Origin of the sequence: Parabacteroides sp. An277 (assembly GCF_002159645.1) — a bacterium.
GTDB lineage: Bacteria > Bacteroidota > Bacteroidia > Bacteroidales > Tannerellaceae > Parabacteroides.
On record NZ_NFJB01000088.1, the window covers coordinates 1 to 833 of the forward strand.

At 50.8% G+C, this 833-nt stretch carries 2 protein-coding genes; both read left to right on the forward strand.

Annotation, left to right across the window (positions count from 1 at the left end):
* Positions 1–344: hypothetical protein (locus B5F77_RS15805; protein ID WP_162608022.1), on the forward strand; the 344-nt coding region annotated here is incomplete at its 5' end.
* A partial coding sequence (locus B5F77_RS15425; RefSeq protein ID WP_140392912.1) for a hypothetical protein occupies positions 341–833 on the forward strand: 493 nt, incomplete at its 3' end. The genes B5F77_RS15805 and B5F77_RS15425, both read left to right, overlap by 4 nt.

The following is an 833-nucleotide window of genomic DNA, read 5'->3' on the forward strand; positions in this document are numbered from 1 at the left end:
TGCGCAAAGATTTGCTAAAAGATGAGGAATGGCTCTACTCGGTGTCTGTTTTGAGCGGAAAAGGCGGGAAAACGGTGTTAGAAAGGCTGCCGGGAGCGATGGAGCTTTTCGAAATGCATTTGGTTTCGATTGGCGAAACGGGTACAATATTGAATATCAATGATTACAAGCGTCGATTCCAATCGTGGTGGCGTTGCCTGAATTTCGAAACGAAAGAAGGAATTTTGGCACGAAATCAATCGGCCTCGCGCCCCCAAACAAAACCGGTTTCACGAATCGACGAAATGCAGCGCGTATGCGAAGAGGCGAAAATACTGACACGTAAAATGTTAAAATTAGAATGAATACGGAAGAAAGATTACAATTGATTTTACAAGAGCCTGCCATTAACGAACTTAATGCTAACGTGGTAAGTGACAAGATGGTGGAACTCATCACCCAGTGCGCCATGTTAATGGGATTCAAGGTGCCGGAGCCGCGCGAGCTGACGTTGATGGCGGGCAAGGTGACGGCGGACTTGTACGAAAGTTACCCGTTCTTACGTTTAGGCGAAATTAGTATCTGTTTCGAGCTCGGCGCGAAAGGGCAGTTCGGGGAGTATTTCGGACTGAATTGGCGGACCATCACGAAGTGGCTGCGCGGCTATCAGCAATGCGACCTCCGATACCGCGCCAAGCTCGCCGTAGAAGCCGAAAAGAAGGCGTTGCCGCCGGTCAGCGAGGCCTATAACCTCCAGGCCGAGAACCGTTTCCTGCAGAACTCGTTCCGTCGCTACAAGGAGAGCGGGTCGATGGAGCGCGTGATGAGCGTGAAGGTCTATCAGACGCTCCAGG